The following is a 21,271-nucleotide window of genomic DNA, read 5'->3' on the forward strand; positions in this document are numbered from 1 at the left end:
CCATGATTTCATTAGGAATTTACAATCACCGAATCCTTTATGATGAACTGTCAGATTACGAAAATTTTCAAATTGAGATTCTTGAGACACTTACTGATGTAATGGACTTCTCAAAATACGACTTGGTCATTCTGAATATTTCCGATATCAAAGAGGAACAGTATTCTTACTTCCTGAACCAATTAAAACAGCTAGATATGTCAAAAGTTATCTTTATAAACAAAGCCTTTTCTATAGAACAAGTGAAAAAGTTAATGTTTTTAGGAGCGTACGATTGTCTTACACTCCCTGTACATATCCCTGATTTACTGAGAATCCTGACAGATGCCTTTGCAGACATAAAAAGAGCAAAACGCAGAAGGCAGAAAAAAGAAACATATAAAATTAATTCAATTAGAGCAAGTTTAGCCTATGATCTTTTACATGGAAATATAAAAAATGCGAAAGAAATATGGGAACGCAGCCAGTTGGCAAATCTATCACTGATCCCAAATACTGTTCTATTATTACGAATTGACCACTTTACCAAATTAGTGGAGAACAAAGGGGAACTATGGAAAAAATCATTACGAGAAGAAGTGCTTCATGCGATGCAAGGTTGTGAGCTGAACTATGAATCATTAACAGTTCTCGTGAATCAACAGAAATTTGCCATACTATTATCTTTACCAGTCCAATTAGAGGAAAAGAAGTATAAGCAGCTTGCAATTGAATATGCAGAAAAAATCCGTACACAAATTAATAATGAAACAGACTACACGGTTACAATTGGAATTGGAAATTATTACGAAGATGCACGTAACCTTCATCTTTCTTATCAAGAAAGTGAACAAGCGCAAAGCCATCGACTATTTCAAGAAGAAAACGCTATCATCCATAAAGAAGAGCTGGATTATTTCGATACGCCAAAATATCACGAATACAAAATTCAAATTCAAGAAATGACTAATAAATTTCTACTTGGCGATATTACCGCTGTACATACAATTTGGGAAGAAATTTATCAATCTGTCGCTACCAAACGTAATTTTCAGCCTGAAGACTTTCGTCTGCAAGTGTTAGATTTATTATTCTCACTGACAAAAACAGCAATCCAAAATGGTGCAAATCCAAAACAGATGATGCCATTACAAATAAAACATGCCAAAGAACTTCATGACATCGAATCAATAGCCGAGATTGATGCGTGGATGACAGATATTATTAATGAGTATATCCACTATGTGAATGAAGGTCATAATGAAGAAGTGCTGAAATCTGTACAACAAGGATTGCAATTTATTGAAGATTATTTTCATGAAGATATCGGCCTGGATTTGATTGCTGATAAGGTCGATTTAAGTCCAAATTATTTGAGTGCGATCTTTAAGCAAACGACAGGAACTTCGTTTATTGAGTATTTAACAAACTTAAGGGTGGAAAAAGCAAAAGAGAAACTACAAGATTTAAATTTGGCTGTCTCTGAAATTGCTGAATCAGTTGGATACAGCTCTTCCCAGTATTTTAGTAGAGTTTTTAAGAGAAATACCGGGATGACACCAAGTGCCTACCGAAATAGTATCTTAACTACTAGTAAAATATAAGGGGTATTTTTAACAGTGATACTTGTCTACTAATCTATGAACTGAAATAGAAGGGGAATAGTCTATTGTATGTAAGCGTTAACATAAGGGGGAAACGGTGATGAAAGCTGAAAATATTACAGAAACAACGATGGCACATAGTTATATAAAATTTTCAAATATATTTAAATTAGTTTTTTATAGTGCTGTTGGCGCTTTTATGTTTTTTATTCCGATAACAATCGACGGTAAATCGTCTATCATGCTCGATCATATCGTAACATTTTTACGAGGTGGAATACCTCCGTTTGTCATACATTTCTACATTGCAATTATTTTAGTTGTGGGAGCAACTTACCCATTTGTTACTCGGACTTGGAACAAAACGATCACATCTACGATTATGTCTTTCCTAAAAGTTGTTGGACTGATACTTGGACTCATGCTTATTTTAGGTGTAGGTCCAGCCTGGATGTTTCAAGAAGATATGGGTCCGTTTATACTGAATGCTTTAGTTACTCCTGTTAGTATACTCGTTCCTGTAGGCGCTCTTTTTTTAGCCTTACTTGTCGGGTATGGATTACTCGAATTTATCGGAATATTAATGCAACCGGTCATGCGCCCGATTTTCAGAACACCTGGAAGGTCAGCAATCGATGCGGTCGCCTCGTTTGTCGGAAGTTATTCGATTGGTCTTTTGGTTACGAACCGTATTTATAATGAGGGGAAATATACGAAAAGAGAAGCGATAATTGTTGCGACTGGATTTTCAACTGTATCGGCGACGTTTATGGTTGTCATTGCGAACACGCTTGATATCATGTCGATTTGGAACTTTTATTTCTGGACATCTTTAGTCATCACATTTACGGTGACGGCTATTACAACCCGTTTATGGCCAATCAGTAGTACACCGGATACGTATGTTAATGGAGAAGGAGATCCGGAATTAGTCATCGAAAAGGATCGTTTAAAAACAGCGTGGAATGAAGCACTTAAAGTCGCGGATGATAGTGAACCATTATACCGCTATATTCTTGTCAGTTTAAAAGAAGGTATTCAAATGGTCATGAGTATTTTGCCGACAATTCTTTCGGTAGGTCTTCTTGGCTTAGTATTGGCAACCTATACGCCGATCTTTGATTTATTAGGCTATATTTTCTATCCGATTACGTACCTATTAAAAATACCCGAGCCTTTACTAGTCGCTAAAGCAAGTGCGATTTCCATTACAGAAATCTTCTTGCCATCTTTATTAGTTGTCGGAGCTCCGTTAATGACGAAATATATTGTAGCTGTCTTATCTGTATCGTCAATTTTATTTTTCTCAGCTTCCATTCCAAGTATGTTGGCGACAGATATACCTTTCAGTGTACCGAAATTAGTCGTTATTTGGTTTATAAGAGTTGTTTTAACATTGATGATTACTACTCCAGTTGCGTACCTTTTCTTATAGTGCACAATGTTACAGTGGAAAAGTACACTTTATCGTATAATTTTCAACTATCAAAAAATACACTTTCTGATAAAGTATTAAGTAAGGGTACGAAAGTTCTGTGATATTAGAATCTTCGGGCAAGGGGAGGGGTTACAATGAAGCAACCTTTAGAAGGAATAAAAGTTTTGGACTTTTCAAGAGTTTTAGCTGGTCCCTACTGTACGATGTTGTTAGCAGATATGGGAGCAGAAGTTATTAAAATTGAAAGGCCGGAAACAGGAGATGATACTCGACATTTTGGTCCGTTCCAAAATGGTGAAAGCGGTTATTTCATGTTTTTGAACCGCGGTAAAAAAAGTGTTGAGTTGAACTTGAAAGAAGCTTCCGATCGTGAAAGTTTAATGGCGTTAATTAAAGAAGCAGATGTTATTGTAGAAAATTTCCGCCCTGGTGTTATGAAAGGGTTAGGATTAGATTATGAAACTTTGAAAGAAGTTAATGAAGGTTTAGTCTATTGTTCGATTTCAGGTTTTGGTCAGTATGGACCTTATAGTAAGCGACCTGCCTATGATATCGTTGCACAAGCTATGGGGGGAATTGCTAGTATCACTGGCTATCCAGACAATCCGCCTACTAGATCTGGTGCATCACTTGGAGATATGAGTGCAGCGCTTTATGCAGCATATGGCGTGATGGTTGCTCTTTTCCATAGGGAACGAACAGGCATTGGTCAAGAAATCGATGTTGCGATGGTCGACTCAATTTTCGCATTGCTTGAACATAATGTCATGCGTTACACATCAGAAGGCGTTACTCCTGAGCGAGTTGGAAATCGCCATCCGATTAGTGCGCCGTTTGATGTATATGAAAGTAAAGAGGGACATGTAGTCATAGCAACGGCGAACGAGTCTTTATTCGCTAGACTTTGTAAGGTGATGGATAAAGAAGAGTTGTTAGAGGACGCACGTTTTGTGACAGATATTGAGCGTGGGAAAAATGAAAGCGAATTAAAAGTAATTATTGAAGAGTGGCTGTCACAATATACTGCTGAAGAAGCAGTAAATCTTATTAATGAGGCTGGAGTACCTAGCTCAACAATTTTAAATATTGCTGAAATCAGTGAAAGTGATCATGTAAAAGAAAGAGAAATGTTGCTTGAGATTGAGCATCCAATTGCAGGTAAGACACGTATTCCAGGTAACCCTGTTAAATTATCAAAAACACCTATACAAGTTAAGTCACCAAGCCCAGCTTTAGGTGAACATAACGACATGATTAAACAGAAATTTAAAGCAAAGTGAGTGATCAACTATGAATTTTGATTTTACAGAGGAACAAAAAAGTATTCGAGATATGGTCAGAAATTTCACAAGAGATGTCATTGCTCCTAAAGCAGAAGAAATTGACCGTGACAATCGTTTTCCTAAAGAACATATTTCAAAGATGGGGGAACTTGGTCTGTTAGGAATTGCGTATCCAGAGGAAGACGGTGGCGTTGGCGCTGATGCTATTTCTGAGGCAATTGCTGTTGAAGAAATTACATATGGCTGTGCTGCAACGGGTTCAATCTTGACTGCCCATTATTTAGGGATAGATGGACTTTATCTTGCGTCAAATAAAGAACAGCGAGAAAAGTATTTAGTTCCAGGTTGCCAAGGTGAAAAGTTATTTGCCTTTTGTTTGACAGAACCGATTGGAGGCACGGACGTTTCTTCCATGAAAACAACTGCAAAACGTGATGGAGATACATATGTGCTGAATGGTTCGAAAATCTTTATCACAAATGGTTCTTATGCAGATACACTAGTTGTTTATGCAAAAACAGATACAGCAAAAGGCAGTAAAGGAATCAGTGCATTCATCGTTGAAAAAGATACGCCTGGTTTATCATTTGGAGCTGGCGATGACAAAATGGGAATTCGCGGTGCAACAACAGACGAAGTCATTTTTGAAAACTGTGTCATTCCGGCAGAAAACCTTGTTGGAGAAGAAGGAGAAGGCTTCAAAATTGCGATGCAAGTAGTTGACCGCGGAAGAATCGGAATTGCTGCAATGGCCATTGGTTTATCCCAAGCTGCAATCGATGAAGCGGTAAACTATTCGAAGGAACGAGAAGCATTCGGTCAGACAATTAACAAGTTCCAAGGACTTCAATGGATGATGGCAGAGATGGAGACGGATCTTGCTGTCGGCCGATTGTACACATATTTTACAGCTAGTTTAAAAGATAAAGAAGGATATAGATTGTCAAAAGAAGCATCAATTGCAAAATTATTTACCTCTGAAGCATCTAATAGAATTGTAAATAAAGCCGTTCAAATCCATGGCGGTTATGGCTATATGAAAGAGTATACAGTTGAAAGACTGTACAGAGATCAGCGAATTCTAGAAATCTTTGAAGGAACATCACAAGTGCAGAAAATGGTTATTGCTCATCATTTATTGAAATAAAGCTTGTGAAATTTCTTCATAATTCAAAAAAACTGCGGCGTTCATAGTCACTATGTCGCTATCTAAAGTAGTTTAATAATAGTCAATTAAAAAGGAGAGTTATGAAATGAGTCTAAAAGTTCAAGAAATCCGTGCCCCTCGTGGGAATAAGTTAAATTGTAAAGGTTGGGTCCAGGAAGCCGCATTGCGTATGCTTATGAATAACCTCGATCCAGAAGTAGCTGAAAATCCAGATGATCTTGTTGTATACGGTGGAATCGGTAAAGCAGCTAGAGACTGGGAAAGTTACCATAAAATCATTGAAGAATTAAAAGAATTAGAGAATGATGAAACATTATTAATCCAATCAGGTAAGCCTGTTGGGAAATTCAGAACACATGAGAACTCACCACGTGTATTAATCGCTAACTCGAATTTAGTTCCTGCATATGCGAACTGGGAGCATTTTAATGAGTTAGATAAAGAAGGACTCATGATGTATGGACAAATGACAGCAGGAAGCTGGATTTACATCGGAGCACAAGGAATTCTCCAAGGTACTTACTTAAGTTTTGTTGAAGCAGGAAAGAAACTTTACGGAACACCTGACTTAACAGGTAAATTTATTTTAACTGGTGGTATGGGTGGAATGAGTGGAGCTCAGCCACTAGCAGGTAAAATGGCAAAAGCAGTTATTTTAGTGGTTGAAGTTGATCGTAAGAGAATCGAAAGAAAAATCAAAGAAAAATACTGTGACTATATTTTTGAAGATCTTGACGAAGCATTAGATAAAGTCAAAGAATTGACTGCAAAAGGCGAGCCAGCTTCAATCGGTTTAGTTGGAAACTGTGCAGATGTTTTCCAAGAAATTCATGACCGGGGTATTGTACCAGATATCGTTACAGACCAAACGAGTGCACATGACCCAAGAAACGGTTATGTTCCAAGCGGCATGACGTATGAAGAAGCTCTAAAACTAAGAGAAGAAGATCCAGATAAATATGAGGAACTTTCACTTGAAACAATTGCGAATCATGTAAGAGCAATGTTAGCTCTACAAGAAGCTGGATCAGAAACGTTTGACTATGGAAATAACATTAGACATTATGCAAAAGTACAAGGTGTAGAAAATGCGTTTGACTTCCCAGGATTCGTTCCGGCATATCTACGTCCACTGTTCTGTGAAGGAAACGGTCCTTTCCGTTGGGCTGCATTATCAGGAGAGCCTGAAGATATTTATAAAACAGACCAATTAGCAAAAGAAATGTTTGCTGATAATGAAGCGTTAGTAAACTGGATTGACATGGCTCAGAAAATGGTTGCATGGCAAGGTTTACCAGCAAGAATTTGTTGGTTAGGTTACGGTGAGCGTCATAAGTTTGCCCTAAAAGTAAATGAAATGGTTGCAAGTGGTGAACTAAGTGCACCTATTGTATTCGGACGTGATCATTTGGACAGTGGCTCAGTTGCTTCACCAAACCGTGAGACGGAATCAATGAAAGATGGCAGTGATGCAGTAGCAGACTGGCCGATCTTAAATGCACTAGTAAACACTGCTGGTGGAGCGAGTTGGGTAAGTTTACACCACGGTGGTGGGGTTGGAATGGGATATTCAATTCATGCTGGTCAAGTATTAGTTGCTGATGGAACGGAAGAAGCAGCTGAAAAGATCAAACGTGTCCTTGTGTCTGACCCGGGAATGGGCGTTATTAGACACGCCGATGCAGGCTATCAGAGAGCGATGGATGTTGCTGAAGAGCGCGGCGTTCATATTCCAATGAAGAAGTAATTAATTTAATAAGAGAACTGTTCACTAAGTTTATGTGAGCAGTTCTCTTTTTTTACAAAAAGTGAAGGAGGATTACCCTCCGGATATTTGTGTTTTATTACATAGAACATCATTTTGATACAGAAGATAAAATCGTAAATTGTAATATTAAATGCAAAACTTCATGTGAAACCACTGTATAAGGTTTTCCAAAAGTTTGTTGCTTTTAAGAAAGTACGGATTACTCGTGTGCCAAACTTTTATGACATATGAATAGACATGAATGTTGAATTTGGTCATGATGTTTTGTACACATATACTTTCAAAAACATTTGCTTGCTATTTCATTAGCGACCTGTTATTCTTGTAAAGAGTTATTTTTGTTCTTTCTCAGATTGAGAAGAGTATTTGTTTTTCGTCTAAGGTATTTGAGCAGAGATAGTAACACATTGTGCGATATTCGCACTAGGAGGCAACAATTATGGAACAAGGTACAGTTAAGTGGTTTAATGCAGAAAAAGGTTTTGGATTCATCGAGCGTGAAGCAGGAGAAGACGTATTCGTTCATTTCTCAGCAATTCAAAGCGATGGTTTCAAATCTTTAGACGAAGGTCAAAGCGTAACGTTTGAAATTGAAGAAGGACAACGCGGCCTACAAGCTGCAAATGTTCAAAAAGCTTAATCATAGATAGTAAAAGACCTTGCATGTATATGTGGGGTCTTTTTTTGAGTTGCCAAGCATAGGGGTGCAAGTCCAGAACTGTGAGGGTGGCATTGAAATATTATACTAGAACGCTTCGTAAAAAGATTCATGAATTTTATTGACTGATTACTTCTCTAATACTGAGGATACTTATATACAAATCATAAAAACCTCCAAATGGGTTTTAAGTAAACATGAATTATTATCGCAATCAAAAAGGAGGACATACATATGAAGCAGCACATATCGCTTGCGGATAAAACTCTCTAGCCGGATGATTGCCAAATTTTTTAGGTTGGCTTCATTCGGCGAGGGAGAATCCCTATGCGAAGGAGTTTTTTATCCATGAAGAAAGAAATTAAGTATGCGGCAGTTTTTTATTATGAAATGGATTCGATGAACGAGGGGAAGGGCCGAGTATATATACGCTATCCTGATCTTGAGAGAGCGGGTATCCCTGCAGTGGCGGTATCTGATTCACGGGAACGAGAAAGCGTGGCGAGAGACTTACTGCAATCAGCGATAGAATTTGCGATAGTTATCGATAAAGAATTACCCAATCCATCTCCAATCGAGAGCATAAATATAAAACGAGATATTGATGCGGTCGCACAGCCCTTTAAGATTGAAATCGTAAATATATTGCTGTAATTAAGAAAGTCGGGGAATAGTCCTCGGCTTTTTTTGCCTACGAAAGATATCGAACTGGACAAAATGCAATTTAGGAGCCATGATGCTTCATCTGCCAGTACGCTGATGCGGAATACTAGAGTAGTGTGCGGTTTTATCAACTTAGCTTCCAAGGGTATGAGTCTAGGATAGTTAAATAGCCCGTTTACTCAGTGAGAAATTTCAGTTTTGAAAGTCGTGTACCGATGCAAGAAACTATTCGAACAATACCAATACACTACAATTGCATAAGTCTAAAAAAATTCTGCAATTACCGGTGATTTATTTGATGTCATTTGAATTTCCATTCGTAATATTGAATTTTCGAAATTCAACCTTGCACAGGCACCCGACACTAATTTTAAAAGAGAACTGTTCACTAAGTTTATGTGAGTAGGTTCTCTGAAATCAATTCACATTTCTACTTGTCGTTTTTAACTAACGGTAAGAAGAAACCTAATTCAAAATGCTACTGTTATTCTATTTAATTAAGGTTTCTTCAAATGAATTCGTAACATTTATGGCGCAAAATGTTTTGTTTTTTGTATAGTCAAGCGCACCTGTTCCCCCTAGATAAAAATCAATTTGCGGATGTTCAACGGCAAATTGATCTAGGCTTTTTAACAAGTTTGGATCCGTGTCAAATGGAATTGTTGTTGTTGCGGATAATACGACTTTTTCTGGTTTTAATTTTTTTATAAGGGATTCAATTGAACCTGGTGCTGGAGAAGCGCCGATGAGAATAGTTTTCCAGCCTTTCATCATAAATTGCAATAAGAGGATATGTAAAGGGATTTCATGTTGCTCATAAGGAAGGCAGGCGCCTACAATTAAAGGAGCATCCTCTTTGTATCTGAAATTACGCCGAATTTGTACTAAAAAATCTCGTACGACAAGGCTAGAGACGGATTCTTGATACGCATCCCATTCATGTTTACTCCATTTACTTCCTACTTTGTTCAAAAAAGGAATAACAACGGATGTCAAAAAGTCGGATAGACCGAAAGCATGATAAGCGTCTTGCAATATCAAATGTAACTCTAACTCATTACAATGCGTTCCCTTTTCTAAAAGTTGAAAAACATAGTCGTTTAGAACTGGCGGTTCCTGAATAGATTGTGTAGAAGCTGGAACTGTATCGAACAGAGCAGCCCTTTCTTTCGTAAGTTGGACAGCACGACTAATGGAATGTCCTTGTTCGGATAGACTTTTGACACTTAGCAATGTGTTAATATCTGCATCTCTATATATACGATAGCCGTTATCTAAACGTTTAGGTTGTACAACATGATAACGTTCTTCCCATTTGCGAATGACTTGTTTCGACAATCCTGTCATGTCTGAAACTTGTTGAATAAAATAGGTTCCATTTAGATTTGGCGAAGTCATATTGTTTTTTTACATCCTTTCTACAAATTATGCATGTAGTTATTAGTATAAGGATTATAAGCATGTTATACAATGTATAGCGTTGGGTATTTAATGTTATACAAGCTTGTTATTCTTTTCTAAAGTAATATCCGTTGCTATTGGACCCGGCTTTCCGAATAAATAACCTTGGAATAGTTCATAGCCGATTTCTTTCAACCAGTAAAAGTCTTCATTTCGTTCAATGCCTTCAGCAAGAGGAATTGCGCCTACTTGTAACGCTGCCGTTAAAAACTTTTTGGCTGCTGTTTGTTTACATAAATCATCGGAGACTCCTTGTACAAACTTCATATCTAGCTTCATATAATTCGGTTTTAATTGTTCAAGCATTTCAATTGTGCTAAATCCTTCTCCAACATCATCCAACGCATAGTGCAAACCTCTCTTTCGGTAATAATCAAGTATTTTTTTCAAATGTTCTATATCAGTCACATTTTCAGTTTCAACGACTTCAAAGAATAATTGAGAAAAAGGTATTTTCAACTGATTGGCAAGTTGAATGGTCGTTTTCAAACAATGTTCAGGGGAGTAAATAGAAGTCGGTATAAAATTGATAAATACTTTCTTTTGAATAGCAACAGCATGTCTAACGGCAGTCATTCTACACACTCGATCTAATGCATAAGTACGATTTCGTTTTTTAGCTGCTGTAAATACTACATTAGGAGGAACAGAATTCCCATCCTCATCTTGGAAGCGAGCTAACATTTCATAAGCAAACACTTCTTTGTTGCGATCAACAATAGACTGGATATGGAAAGTAACACTATTGTCGAGAATGACTTTGTCAATCCATTTTACCTCTAACCATTCAAACACTTCATGAATGGGTGTCCATTCGCTCGTCCCTACTTTAAACTCAATCGATTTTAATTCCATAAAATCACTGAAATAATCATATAGACCTGCAACTGCAGTTTCTTTTACAACGATGATATTTTTTCTTGTATTAACCAATAACTCATTACTTGTAAGATAAGCGATAAGTTGGGGAAGGTGAGATGTATTGTAATCACCAGAAATACGTATTTTGTACAATAGTTCAGTTGGGTTACAAGCATTACAATCATGCATAAGATTTCCTCCTCGTATCTGAAGTTTAATTTTCTAAATCTAGTCTATAAAAACATGAATCAATTTTATGGTATAACAGTCTGTTGCGTTGTACAATGTTTTTATATCTAAGTTATACAAAGGTTTGACGTGGAGTGGTAACTCTGTTATTAATAGAATTACATATTCAGATGTTAATATAAAACGCGTAGAATCTGATGTTACTGAACTTACTAAGATCATCCAGGCCATCGGAAATGATACGAAGCAAGTGTCAACTACAGCAGAAAGTCTTCATCAAACAGCTCTACAATTATGAGGAAGGAAGTGGAAAGATGTTTTTAGCTTGGAATGAAATTTTGAAAAATAAACTGCGCTTTACGTTAATCGTTGGTGTATTAATGCTCGTTTCTTATTTAGTATTCTTTCTATCAGGACTTGCAACTGGCTTGCAAAATTTGAACCGGGAATCGGTTGATAAATGGCAAGCCGATGCAATTATTTTAACCGAGGAATCTGATAAGAGCCTGTACCAATCATCGTTAACGATTGAAGATGCAAATGATCTTGATGCTAAAGAATTGGCAGTCATCGGACAATTAAACGCCGTGGCTGGAAATGGGAAGTTCAAAACGAATGTATCACTCTTTGGTATTAAACCAGATGAGTTTATCATGCCAGAGGTGACGGAAGGGAAAGTGTTCGAAAAGGAAAATGAGGTAATCGCGAGTGATGTGTTACAAGATGAAGGGTTTAAGATTGGTGATGAATTGAAGCTCTCTTCATCAGAACAAACGCTAAAGATTGTTGGTTTTACAGATCATGCCAGGTTCAACGCATCGCCAGTTTTATACGGAGATTTGTCTACTTTCCACAGAGTGAAATTTGGGGAAATGGCTGAAACATATGCAGATAGTATTAACGCAATCGTTGTGCGTGACGATAATTTAACAAAGATCATGCCAAGTGATTCATTAGAATTAATGGAAGTGGAGACGTTTATCCAGAATTTACCGGGATACACCGAACAAAGCTTAACATTAAATTTTATGATTTACTTCTTGTTTGCGATTTCCGCAGTCATTGTAGCGATTTTCTTGTATGTATTGACCGTGCAAAAAATTAGTATGTTCGGTGTGATGAAAGCGCAAGGGATATCAAGTGGTTACTTGTCACGCTCGGTCATTGCGCAAACGTTTCTCTTAGCGGCGGTAGGTGTACTTGTCGGTTTTGTTTTAACGTTAATTACGGGTGCATTTTTACCTAGTGCAGTTCCTGTAGCGTTTGACATTGTCACAATGTGTATTTACGGATTGGTTTTGATTGTCGTGGCAATCATGGGAGCCGTGTTCTCCGTTCTTACAATTGTACGTATTGATCCATTGAAAGCGATAGGAGGATAAAAGATGGCAGTATTAGAACTAAAACAAGTGAAAAAAACATTCGGCAGTGGCCATAAACAAGTAGAAGCCTTGAAGGAAACGAATTTTTCAGCAGATAAGGGAGAGCTTATTGCAATTATCGGTCCATCTGGTTCTGGAAAGAGTACGTTTTTAACGATTGTTGGTGGGCTTCTTACACCTACTTCGGGTACTGTCATCATTAATAATAAAAATTTAACAGATATGAATGAGAAACAGCGTTCAAAGATACGGCTAAAAGAAATTGGATTTGTATTACAAGCTTCAAATCTCGTGCCATTTTTAACGGTAGCTAATCAGTTGAAACTTTTGGATCAAGTCAAAAGAGGGAATATGACGAAATCTCAACTGGAAGAACTGTATGAAGACTTGGGCATTGGCGATTTACGAACGAAATATCCCGCTGATTTATCTGGCGGTGAACGTCAACGTGTGGCAATCGCCAAAGCATTATATAGCAACCCGTCCATCATTTTAGCGGATGAACCCACAGCTTCTCTCGACTCAGATCGCGCCTATGAGGTAATGGAATTATTGAAAAGTGAAACGAAGAACAAAAATACGACGACGATTGTTGTTACGCATGATACACGTCTAGTAGGCTACTGTGACAAGGTTTTCAATATGACGGATGGCGTGCTTAAGCAAGTATAAGCGTTCTTTATCGAATCTGACAATAGGGTTCACTATAGACCCCTATTGCCTTTTCTATTCATTAAGCGTATATAGAAAAGTTCTTCCAGGGAGCAAATTTAGAGTATTTCACATAGAACTAAAGGAATTAGGTAATACTCTGGAAAAATAGGAAAGGAATGAAGCTGTTAATGGTCCATAATAACAAATGGAAATTGGTAACATCCATTGCAATACCACTTATTGGCGGTACGATTGCCGGTACTTTGGCAACAAAGTCTGCAAAAGCTAAGTATCAAAATTTACAGACACCAAGTTTTGCCCCACCTAGTTGGGTGTTTCCCGTGGCATGGACGAGTCTGTATACTTTAATGGGCGTAGCAAAACATCAATTCGATAAACAGCCAAAAACAAGTAATCTACAGACTGGTGGCAATGCAACTTATACAACACAACTTGGCTTAAACTTTCTTTGGTCCTTTCTATTTTTCCGGTGGAATTTAAGAGGAACTGCACTTGTGGATGCATCGCTGCTATGGACGGCGGTAACATTGAATACGTATTATTTCTACCGTGGAAGCAAGCTTGCAGGCTCCTTAATGATTCCATACACTGGATGGACAACCTATGCAGTTGCACTAAACTATGCTACTTGGAAAATGAATCGTGGAAGACATACAGGACATTCTTGAAAATAGAAGCTTAATTAAGTGATCAAGGGAAGGCATGCAGGATTTTCCTCTAATCTAGTAAAACAAATCCTCAATCCACTGAAGAACTGTTAGCGCAAAATAAGAAATAAAAAGATAACCGTAAACGTTGCTGTAATGGCGGCGTTTATGGTTATTTTTTGTACGATTTGAAAGGCCAAGACTTCAAAAATTGCGGATAGTTGAAGTGGTGAAAGTTAACATAACAAAAAAACTAATTGTAGGAATGTATGGTCTATCGAGTGTAACAAAAGAAAAAATAAATTGGAGACGGTAGAAGTGTTAATTTGATAATTTTAAAGAAGCTGGGAAAACTAGAGTAAAAACCATTGGGGTGTTAGAAAATGACCAGAACTATTTCACTTTTATTGATTCCATTTGGTTTGTTATTTTTCTTGACCATTTATGCAACTGCGAATGAGAAGCCCAGACCTTATGAAGAACTATATCCTGAAATTGGTTACAAAACTGTGGAAGAGGCATTGGAAGATTTTGAACAACATTTCAAACAAAGACCTAAACTTCCGCTTAGAGTACCACCGATAAGCTTTACGCACCATTTTGGTAGGTTTAATGATTTGGATGGCGACATGAATGATTCATTCGAAGTGACGTTTATAAATGATCAAATCTCTAAAAATCATTATACAATTGATATTCGACCAATAAAGAACAAGATCCCTATCAGAGAGAAATACGTGATAAAAACCTTTGATTTAAAAAATGGAATTGCAGCCACCTATATAACGACTTCAGGATTTTATGTGCTTGTTTTCGAGCAAGACGATTGGCAATACATGCTGAGTATCGATAAACGAGTATCAGATCAAGTTACTCCTGAAACCTTGTTAGAGATAGCAAATTCAATTGATTCTTGATACTGAAAACCGAATGCAAGATTCTAACATAATTTCGAAATGTTATGTAACCTGGTACCTTTTTCTGAACTCTTGCCGTCTCATTGAACGTCATAAACCTTGCAACAACAGGTTTTATGGCGTTTTTTGATTGTCTCCGATTTCATTAGATTTCAACGAAACATAATCAGTGGTCTACTATAGTTTGATTGAGTTTTCCTGTGGAAGAAGAACAATGTCTGAATCAAATTGGTAATCTTGAATTAATCTAAGTGTGTTAAAACCATGCATCGCAAGATTTAGCTACCAGCTTTTTTCCCACCCATCAAGCAATAAAGTTTATCTTTTTTTGATGGAGCTCTACAATAAACAATATCGAAATAATAAAGGAGCATATTAGCATGGGAAAATTAGATAATAAAGTTGCATTGATTGTTGGTGGTACATCAGGTCTTGGAGAAGCGACAGCTAAAATGTTTTCAACAGAAGGCGCTAAAGTGGTCGTTGTTGGTCAAAATGAAGAAAAAGGTCAACGAATTGTTAGTGAGATTAAACAAAATAATGGTGAAGCAATGTTTGTAGCAATGGACATAGCAAATTCCGCATCAGTCGAAAAAGGTGTGAATCAAGCGATAGAAGAATACGGCACAATCGATGTTTTGTATAACGGCGCTGGTATTCATGATGCCTATAGAAACGTCCTTGAAACGGACGAGGAAGAATTTGATAAATTAATGGCTATCAATGTTAAAGGTCCATACCTTACAACGAAAGCCGTTATGCCTATCTTTTTAGAGAAAGGTAAAGGATGTATTATTAACATCGGATCCCAATCCACATTTGTTGCTGGTGCAGGTGGTAATACATATGTAACGAGCAAACATGCAATAAGTGGATTTACGAAACAATTGGCTTATGATTTCGGTAGTAAAGGAGTTAAAGCTAATTTAATCGCACCAGGGTTTATTGAGACGCCTATGACTGAAGGGATTCAAGATGAGAGACTGAACGATATTCCAGCCGGTCGAGCAGGTAAACCAGAGGAGATTGCAGCAGTAGCCGTTTTCTTAGCTTCGGATGAATCGGATTATATGCAGGGCGCAGAAATTAAGGTTGACGGTGGTTGGACTGTCGGGCGTTAAGAATTATTACGAAAAATTCACATAAAGCGCTGTGTATTAATGTTTTTAGAGAGTAAAGTTTAATTGTATATACAGAACGGGTAGGCCAATCAAATTTATCTTTGATTGGTCTATTTATTCATGAGACTTATGTAAAACTATATTCCAACTTCATTCATAGGTGTATGAAATTATAGTGTGTTGTCTGAATAGTTTTTCGCACAGGTCCTTTCACTACTATTCAATCAAATAAGCCCCCCTCGAACTTTCGGTGAAAAAGTTCGAGGGGGGATATTTGCATTTGCAATTAAAAGTATCTAATTCGTAATGCAGAATTGAAAGAGTACACATTGAATTCTTTGTATATACGTGATGAAATAGTTAAACTACTTCCATATATCCATATATTTTTTCTTGTATTTTTTATCGTCAACCGTTTCAATTAAATCCAGAGCCGTTTGTTTTATAAACTCATCATTGAAGTTGTCATATAAATTTTTCATGTTTTGAATGATGTCATTACGTATTAAAGTGAAATTCTTTTCATCTACACATTTTTTAAAGCGTTCAACCATAGCCTCCATAACCATTTCTCTTTGGGCTGTACCTGCAATTCCGACTTTCCATATAGATTGGAGACTATGTCTAGCCGTAACAAACTTTTCATCTTTTGTTACCTCCCACAATTTAGGGAAATCTTTCATCATTCTCATCTCTGGGTCGCTTTTAGCTAGATTGGCTAAATATTGTGCTGCACGAGAGCGTTGATGGTTATCTTTATGAGTTAAGTCTTCTATTAGTTGATCCCATACCTCATAAGCCCAATCAACTTGTTTATCAGTTGCATTTAAAATGCTTAGATAGGCTTCATAACGCTCCTCTTTATCGCCCGATTTTGATTTTTCAAATGCCAATTTTATTTGATTCTCCATTTTTTCTCCACCTTATTCCATGTTATAACGCTGAAAAGTAGTCATTTGATTATTTTTATCTCAATAACATATCTTAATTTTAACATTAATTCACATTCAATACACACCAATAAGGTACCTGTGCGCGGTAATTATGACAATTCAATGTTTTGTATAAGTATTAGAGAGGAATGTCTATAAACGTTGTTGCAATCAACTTCATTCATAGGTGTATGCAATTGTAGTGTGTTGTCTGAATAGTTTTTCGCACAGGTAACTTTCACTCATAAAAACAGGGTATGTATTTATGGTAAATAGAAACAATAATAGGAAACATGTGAATGGGATAGAAGGAGAACAAACGAATGGCATATATTTTATTAATTCTAGGGTTTGCATTGTTAATCAAAGGCGCTGACTTTTTTGTTGACGGTTCTTCCAATATCGCGAGACTCCTCCAAGTCCCGCCGATTTTAATTGGTTTAACAATTGTAGCTTTCGGAACGAGTGCTCCGGAAGCGACTGTCAGTATTATTGCGGCATTGGAAGGCAATGCAGATGTTGCAGTGGGAAACGTAGTGGGTAGTAATATTTTCAATATCACTCTTGTTATAGGAGTGGCAGCTTTTCTATATCCGTTGAAGGTTGAAAGTGAGACGATCAGAAAAGAAATCCCATTTACCTTACTTGCCAGTGTGGCATTGCTTATTCTTATGAGTGACATTGCATTGCAGGGATTCAATAGCAACATGATTACACGCAGTGATGGATTCATCTTCCTGTTGTTCCTTTCAATTTTTATGTATTACGTTATTGAAATCGGCCTAAAAAGTCGAAAGAATGCAGCGAGCGAACCAACACCTAAGAATATCAGTTGGGGTAAAAACCTATTCATTACCGTATTAGGTCTGGCAGCAATTATATTTGGAGGGGATTTGGTAGTCAATAATGGTACAGAAATTGCCTACTCCCTTGGCATGAGTGAAACATTGGTGGGACTCACGATCATTGCAATCGGAACGTCTCTTCCTGAGCTTGTCACGTCTATTTCAGCGGCATTGAAAAAAGAAAGTGAAATTGCGCTAGGGAATATTGTAGGGAGTAATATTTTTAACATTTTATTTGTCCTAGGCGCCTCGGCTGCAATTTCTCCATTACCAGTGAACGATAAAGTATTTACTGATGTCGTGTTTATGATTGTATTGATTGTCGTATTATTGATGTTCTCAAGGACCAACTTCAAAGTTGGAAAGCGTGAAGGATTGGTACTTGCCGCTGCTTACGTTATTTACTTAGTCTATATTATAGTACGGAATTAACTTAATCACGATATAGTGATAGGTACCTTTCACTAAAATATAAACCTCCTACAAACTTTTACAGAAAAAGTTCGAAGGGGGTTTATTTGTACTTAATTCGCAATATAGAATTGAAAGAATATATGTTGAATTCTATCAAAATATGTGATAAATTAGGTAACATTACATAATGAAGTATAAACTTCATTGTTAGTGAAAGTAGATGTTAAGACTTCATTGGGAGCGAAAGCGATTGAAATTTAAAGAATTAATTCATGAACATTACAACCAACTGTCGGTTAGTCAGAAAAAAGTTGCGTTATATGTCATTGATCATCCAAAAATTGTTGCAATGTCCTCGGCCCAAGTGGTTGGGGAGGCAATTGGTGTTAGTGAAACGACGGTGATCCGCTTTTGCCATAGCTTGGGATTTTCAGGATATGCCCAATTGCAAAAGGCAATTCGAGAACAATTACTATTTCATGAAAGCAGCTTAATAACTTATCAGCAAGACAAGATTGAACTCGAACAGGAACCCCATTTTTTTGAGCAAGTGATGGCGCAAGATGTAGAAAAAATTACGGAGACGATGAAACAAATTAATGAAACTGATTATGAAGCGGCGATTCGACAACTATCCAAAGCGGAAACAATTTATGTGCTCGGCCTTCGTTCGTCGCATATCGCGGCTAATTGGCTTTCCTATGCGATTGGATTAGTCAGGGATGACGTCCAATTAATAAGACCTGAAACGGAAGATGTCATTCAAACGCTTCGTCAAATGAATCGTCATTCCGTTGTCATCGTAATTTCATTTCACCGTTATTTAAAGCAAACCATACAAATTACACAATTGGCTCATGAACAAGGGGCTTTTATTATTGGCATAACTGATTCTAAGCTGGCGCCAATCGGAAAAACTAGTGATTTGTTATTTCCAATTTATTCGCCAAATAAATCAACTTTGGATGCGACGGCTTCATTATTTTCATTTATGAATGCGATTGTTGCTGGATTGTCGGTGCATGACAAGGATCGTTTTGAAGAAAGACAGCATCAGTATCGAACGATTGCAAGTGATTTTTTATTTGTGGAGGGGGCAGATTAATCATGGAAGCAGTAATTAAGGAGATAAAGCCGATTGTGGATGAAGTATTTCGCCATTTGCATACGCATCCAGAAATTAGTTGGCAAGAGGTAGAGACGACTAAATACATACAACAATTACTAGAAAATGAAGGGTTTCAAGTGTCAACATTTGAAGATTCAACTGGGCTCGTTGTGACGATGGGAACGGGTGATGCTTGCGTCGGGATACGTACAGATATTGATGCGTTGTGGCAAGAAGTGAATGGCGTTTATCAAGCGAATCATTCATGTGGACACGATGCGCATATGTCCATGGTCATTGGGGCGTTACTCGTTTTGAAGAAGCTTGGCATTCCTAAAACGGGACGTGTAAAAGCTATTTTTCAACCAGCTGAGGAAAAAGGAACGGGCGCATTGGCATTCGTGGATAAGGGAATTGTTGATGATGTTGATTTCTTGTATGGTGTACATCTTCGCCCGATTCAAGAAATCGGTCATGGGTACTCAGCACCTGCGATTTTACACGGTTCTGCAAAGATGCTAGCGGGTTCAATCATTGGAACAGATACACATGGCGCGCGGCCGCATCTTGGACAGAATGCGATAGAAGTCATGGCCCAACTCGTCCAAGCCATTCAATCGATCCATGTCGATCCGATGGTACCGCACTCTGCAAAAATGACTATGTTCAAAGCGGGTGGGGAGTCTGCGAATATTATTCCTGGAAATGCCGTTTTCAGTTTAGATATTCGAGCCCAAACAAATCAGGTCATGGATAAATTAATGAGCCAAGTGGACAAAGCCATTTCGTCCGTTGCAAATTTATGCGATGTCAAAATAACCTATGAAATAAGTGCTGAAATTGCGGCTGCTGAAGTGGATGAAACTGCTGTCGAAATCATGTCGCAAGCCATAACAGACACGGTGGGCGAACAATTTTTAGTCCCGCCAATCGTTACACCCGGCGGAGAGGATTTTCATTTTTACACATTGAAAAGACCAACTGTTAAGGCAACAATGCTCGGCTTAGGTTGTGATTTATCTCCGGGACTTCATCATCCGAAAATGACATTCAATCACGAAAGTATACACACTGGAATCGAAATACTCGCTCGAACAGTCAGCCAGACATTTGAACAATTAGAGGAGTGACATGATGACGAAGAATTTAACGATACGCAAATTAGAAACGATTGAAGATATCCGACTTATCCAATCCATGGAGGAGGAGGTTTGGGGATCGCCCGCAATCCCAATCCATCAAACGTATACAGCTTCGAAAAATGGCGGGTTAGTGTTAGGGGCCTTTATCAATGATGAAATTATTGGGTTTTCCTATAGCTTCCCAGGGTTTGCCGATGGAAAGACTTATTTATGTTCGCATATGCTGGGCATTCACCCAAATTATCAAGTAAAGGGAATTGGTAAGCTGCTGAAGGATGAACAACGTAAACTTGCAAAAGAAATGGGATATGACCTGATTACGTGGACATTCGATCCATTGGAAAGTCGTAATGCTTATTTAAATTTGCAAAAACTATCTGGCATTAGTCAAACCTATCTGGAAAATTGGTATGGGGAAATGACAGATGGGCTAAACAAGGGACTGCCTTCGGATCGGCTTAAAGTCGAGTGGTGGATCTCGAGTGAACGAGTTCAGGAGAACTGGATACCCGACAATATTGCGTATGCTAGGCCAGTGACAATAGGCCAGTCAGCACAAGGAAATCCAGTGATTGAAGGTAACCTCGAGGAAATTCATGCAGAAGGCAACGGTATTGAAATTCCGGTACCGGCGCATATTCAATCAATCAAAACGAATGAGCCCGAACTAGCCCTCGATTGGCGATTGAAAATTAGAGCTGCGTTTCAAACGTTATTTAGTGCTGGCTATGCAGTCGTTGGATTGAAAAAGTCAGACGATGGCGTCCATTATTACCAATTTGTTAAAAGAAATACAATTCCACTAACTATTAACTATATAGGTTGAATTTATTGTTTTACATACTCTCTTAGTTGATTGGAGTGGAGAGCGGCGACTCCTACGGGAACAGCGCGAGCTGAAGACCCCACAGGAGCGCGGTTTTTGCGACGAGGAGGCTGAAGCCGTGCCCGTGGAAAGCGTCCGCTCGGAACGGAAATCAATTGTTAGAAGTATTTATTTTATTCAACTTAGTATA

The 21,271-nt window shown here is 37.8% G+C and carries 19 protein-coding genes; 16 read left to right on the top strand and 3 right to left on the bottom strand.

Annotated elements, in window-relative coordinates; all coding sequences use genetic code 11:
* Positions 1-2 precede the first annotated feature (2 nt).
* The 7 genes from BI350_RS07810 to BI350_RS07840 all read left to right on the top strand — a co-directional run bounded on the left by BI350_RS07810 (position 3) and on the right by BI350_RS07840 (position 8,552).
* On the top strand, positions 3-1,583 hold the full coding sequence (locus tag BI350_RS07810) for a helix-turn-helix domain-containing protein (RefSeq protein WP_075527584.1): 1,581 nt from the start codon (positions 3-5) through the stop codon (positions 1,581-1,583).
* Positions 1,584-1,683: 100 nt separating this feature from the next.
* Complete coding sequence (locus BI350_RS07815; protein ID WP_082295000.1) at positions 1,684-3,018, top strand: YjiH family protein; 1,335 nt, start codon at positions 1,684-1,686, stop codon at positions 3,016-3,018.
* A 137-nt stretch (positions 3,019-3,155) separates the two neighbouring features.
* Positions 3,156-4,301 (top strand): CaiB/BaiF CoA transferase family protein, encoded by a 1,146-nt coding sequence (locus tag BI350_RS07820; protein ID WP_075527585.1) that lies wholly within the window; start codon positions 3,156-3,158, stop codon positions 4,299-4,301.
* A gap of 10 nt (positions 4,302-4,311) precedes the next feature.
* Entirely contained in the window at positions 4,312-5,451 is a 1,140-nt protein-coding gene (locus BI350_RS07825; protein ID WP_075527586.1) for an acyl-CoA dehydrogenase family protein, read from the top strand.
* 106 nt (positions 5,452-5,557) lie between these two features.
* On the top strand, positions 5,558-7,219 hold the full coding sequence (gene hutU, locus BI350_RS07830) for a urocanate hydratase (RefSeq protein ID WP_075527587.1): 1,662 nt from the start codon (positions 5,558-5,560) through the stop codon (positions 7,217-7,219).
* A gap of 460 nt (positions 7,220-7,679) precedes the next feature.
* Positions 7,680-7,880, top strand: coding sequence for a cold-shock protein (locus tag BI350_RS07835; protein ID WP_075527588.1), 201 nt, complete (start codon positions 7,680-7,682; stop codon positions 7,878-7,880).
* A 366-nt stretch (positions 7,881-8,246) separates the two neighbouring features.
* A complete protein-coding gene (locus BI350_RS07840) occupies positions 8,247-8,552 on the top strand; it encodes a hypothetical protein (RefSeq protein WP_075527589.1) in 306 nt (101 codons plus the stop codon).
* Positions 8,553-9,050: 498 nt separating this feature from the next.
* Here the strand turns inward: BI350_RS07840 and BI350_RS07845 are convergent, their stop codons facing one another.
* Both BI350_RS07845 and BI350_RS07850 read right to left on the bottom strand, forming a co-directional pair.
* Positions 9,051-9,959 carry a MerR family transcriptional regulator gene (locus BI350_RS07845; protein WP_075527590.1) on the bottom strand — a complete coding sequence of 303 codons (909 nt, stop codon included), beginning with the start codon at positions 9,957-9,959 and terminating at the stop codon, positions 9,051-9,053.
* A gap of 96 nt (positions 9,960-10,055) precedes the next feature.
* The gene (locus BI350_RS07850) at positions 10,056-11,072 is read right to left on the bottom strand and encodes an EAL domain-containing protein (protein WP_075527591.1); all 1,017 of its coding nucleotides are present in this window, start codon (positions 11,070-11,072) and stop codon (positions 10,056-10,058) included.
* A gap of 314 nt (positions 11,073-11,386) precedes the next feature.
* Here BI350_RS07850 and BI350_RS07855 point away from each other — a divergent pair, with 314 nt between their 5' ends.
* The 5 genes from BI350_RS07855 (at position 11,387) to BI350_RS07875 (ending at position 15,814) form a co-directional block, all read left to right on the top strand.
* Positions 11,387-12,454, top strand: a complete 1,068-nt coding sequence (locus tag BI350_RS07855) for an ABC transporter permease (RefSeq protein WP_075527592.1) — start codon at positions 11,387-11,389, stop codon at positions 12,452-12,454.
* A 3-nt stretch (positions 12,455-12,457) separates the two neighbouring features.
* Positions 12,458-13,126 carry an ABC transporter ATP-binding protein gene (locus tag BI350_RS07860; protein ID WP_075527593.1) on the top strand — a complete coding sequence of 223 codons (669 nt, stop codon included), beginning with the start codon at positions 12,458-12,460 and terminating at the stop codon, positions 13,124-13,126.
* Positions 13,127-13,284: 158 nt separating this feature from the next.
* Positions 13,285-13,797 (top strand): TspO/MBR family protein, encoded by a 513-nt coding sequence (locus BI350_RS07865; RefSeq protein ID WP_075527594.1) that lies wholly within the window; start codon positions 13,285-13,287, stop codon positions 13,795-13,797.
* Positions 13,798-14,159: 362 nt separating this feature from the next.
* On the top strand, positions 14,160-14,693 hold the full coding sequence (locus tag BI350_RS07870; protein ID WP_075527595.1) for a hypothetical protein: 534 nt from the start codon (positions 14,160-14,162) through the stop codon (positions 14,691-14,693).
* 380 nt (positions 14,694-15,073) lie between these two features.
* Positions 15,074-15,814, top strand: coding sequence for an SDR family NAD(P)-dependent oxidoreductase (locus BI350_RS07875; protein WP_075527596.1), 741 nt, complete (start codon positions 15,074-15,076; stop codon positions 15,812-15,814).
* A 365-nt stretch (positions 15,815-16,179) separates the two neighbouring features.
* On the opposite strand, the gene BI350_RS07880 is transcribed toward BI350_RS07875, so the two are convergent.
* Positions 16,180-16,725, bottom strand: coding sequence for a hypothetical protein (locus BI350_RS07880; RefSeq protein ID WP_075527597.1), 546 nt, complete (start codon positions 16,723-16,725; stop codon positions 16,180-16,182).
* A 344-nt stretch (positions 16,726-17,069) separates the two neighbouring features.
* Here BI350_RS07880 and BI350_RS07885 point away from each other — a divergent pair, with 344 nt between their 5' ends.
* From BI350_RS07885 to BI350_RS07900, 4 genes are all read left to right on the top strand, one after another.
* On the top strand, positions 17,070-18,023 hold the full coding sequence (locus BI350_RS07885; RefSeq protein WP_075527598.1) for a calcium/sodium antiporter: 954 nt from the start codon (positions 17,070-17,072) through the stop codon (positions 18,021-18,023).
* Between the two features lie 232 nt (positions 18,024-18,255).
* On the top strand, positions 18,256-19,110 hold the full coding sequence (locus BI350_RS07890) for a MurR/RpiR family transcriptional regulator (RefSeq protein ID WP_155767495.1): 855 nt from the start codon (positions 18,256-18,258) through the stop codon (positions 19,108-19,110).
* A gap of 2 nt (positions 19,111-19,112) precedes the next feature.
* Positions 19,113-20,243 (top strand): M20 peptidase aminoacylase family protein, encoded by a 1,131-nt coding sequence (locus tag BI350_RS07895; RefSeq protein WP_075527600.1) that lies wholly within the window; start codon positions 19,113-19,115, stop codon positions 20,241-20,243.
* Between the two features lie 4 nt (positions 20,244-20,247).
* A complete protein-coding gene (locus tag BI350_RS07900) occupies positions 20,248-21,081 on the top strand; it encodes a GNAT family N-acetyltransferase (protein ID WP_155767571.1) in 834 nt (277 codons plus the stop codon).
* The last annotated feature ends 190 nt before the right edge of the window (positions 21,082-21,271 follow it).

Origin of the sequence: Sporosarcina ureilytica, from assembly GCF_001753205.1 — a bacterium.
GTDB classification, from domain to species: domain Bacteria; phylum Bacillota; class Bacilli; order Bacillales_A; family Planococcaceae; genus Sporosarcina; species Sporosarcina ureilytica.

What these genes read in the sequence shown, in the direction of transcription:
- BI350_RS07810 (WP_075527584.1), top strand. Translation starts at nt 3, where the DNA reads ATGATTTCATTAGGAATTTACAATCACCGAATCCTTTATGATGAACTG.
- BI350_RS07815 (WP_082295000.1), top strand. Translation starts at nt 1,684, where the DNA reads ATGAAAGCTGAAAATATTACAGAAACAACGATGGCACATAGTTATATA.
- BI350_RS07820 (WP_075527585.1), top strand. Translation starts at nt 3,156, where the DNA reads ATGAAGCAACCTTTAGAAGGAATAAAAGTTTTGGACTTTTCAAGAGTT.
- BI350_RS07825 (WP_075527586.1), top strand. Translation starts at nt 4,312, where the DNA reads ATGAATTTTGATTTTACAGAGGAACAAAAAAGTATTCGAGATATGGTC.
- hutU (WP_075527587.1), top strand. Translation starts at nt 5,558, where the DNA reads ATGAGTCTAAAAGTTCAAGAAATCCGTGCCCCTCGTGGGAATAAGTTA.
- BI350_RS07835 (WP_075527588.1), top strand. Translation starts at nt 7,680, where the DNA reads ATGGAACAAGGTACAGTTAAGTGGTTTAATGCAGAAAAAGGTTTTGGA.
- BI350_RS07840 (WP_075527589.1), top strand. Translation starts at nt 8,247, where the DNA reads ATGAAGAAAGAAATTAAGTATGCGGCAGTTTTTTATTATGAAATGGAT.
- BI350_RS07845 (WP_075527590.1), bottom strand. Translation starts at nt 9,959, where the DNA reads ATGACTTCGCCAAATCTAAATGGAACCTATTTTATTCAACAAGTTTCA.
- BI350_RS07850 (WP_075527591.1), bottom strand. Translation starts at nt 11,072, where the DNA reads ATGCATGATTGTAATGCTTGTAACCCAACTGAACTATTGTACAAAATA.
- BI350_RS07855 (WP_075527592.1), top strand. Translation starts at nt 11,387, where the DNA reads ATGTTTTTAGCTTGGAATGAAATTTTGAAAAATAAACTGCGCTTTACG.
- BI350_RS07860 (WP_075527593.1), top strand. Translation starts at nt 12,458, where the DNA reads ATGGCAGTATTAGAACTAAAACAAGTGAAAAAAACATTCGGCAGTGGC.
- BI350_RS07865 (WP_075527594.1), top strand. Translation starts at nt 13,285, where the DNA reads ATGAAGCTGTTAATGGTCCATAATAACAAATGGAAATTGGTAACATCC.
- BI350_RS07870 (WP_075527595.1), top strand. Translation starts at nt 14,160, where the DNA reads ATGACCAGAACTATTTCACTTTTATTGATTCCATTTGGTTTGTTATTT.
- BI350_RS07875 (WP_075527596.1), top strand. Translation starts at nt 15,074, where the DNA reads ATGGGAAAATTAGATAATAAAGTTGCATTGATTGTTGGTGGTACATCA.
- BI350_RS07880 (WP_075527597.1), bottom strand. Translation starts at nt 16,725, where the DNA reads ATGGAGAATCAAATAAAATTGGCATTTGAAAAATCAAAATCGGGCGAT.
- BI350_RS07885 (WP_075527598.1), top strand. Translation starts at nt 17,070, where the DNA reads ATGGCATATATTTTATTAATTCTAGGGTTTGCATTGTTAATCAAAGGC.
- BI350_RS07895 (WP_075527600.1), top strand. Translation starts at nt 19,113, where the DNA reads ATGGAAGCAGTAATTAAGGAGATAAAGCCGATTGTGGATGAAGTATTT.
- BI350_RS07900 (WP_155767571.1), top strand. Translation starts at nt 20,248, where the DNA reads ATGACGAAGAATTTAACGATACGCAAATTAGAAACGATTGAAGATATC.